Source organism: Bacteroides caecigallinarum (assembly GCF_016901995.1).
Classification (GTDB): domain Bacteria; phylum Bacteroidota; class Bacteroidia; order Bacteroidales; family Bacteroidaceae; genus Phocaeicola; species Phocaeicola cellulolyticus.
Genome location: NZ_JACJLE010000254.1, coordinates 1 through 202 on the forward strand (window position 1 = coordinate 1; position 202 = coordinate 202).

1 protein-coding gene is annotated in these 202 nt (G+C 40.1%); it reads right to left on the reverse strand.

What is annotated here, in order from left to right; genetic code table 11:
- Positions 1-202 (reverse strand): carboxypeptidase-like regulatory domain-containing protein (locus H6A61_RS16430; protein ID WP_204394828.1); only part of this gene is annotated, 202 nt, incomplete at both ends.

The window sequence follows — 202 nt, forward strand, 5'->3', positions numbered from 1 at the left end:
ATCCAGCACCTCTGTATCAGAATGAAGTGATACTTTTACTACCGGTTTAATATCCACCTCCTGTGTTTTCATTCCGATGAACGAAATAACTAGAGTTCCGGCCGAACTTGGAACGTTAGTAATAGTGAAATTACCATCAATATCAGTTACAGTACCAACCTGAGTACCTTTAACCAATACAGATGCGCCCACTACAGGTAAA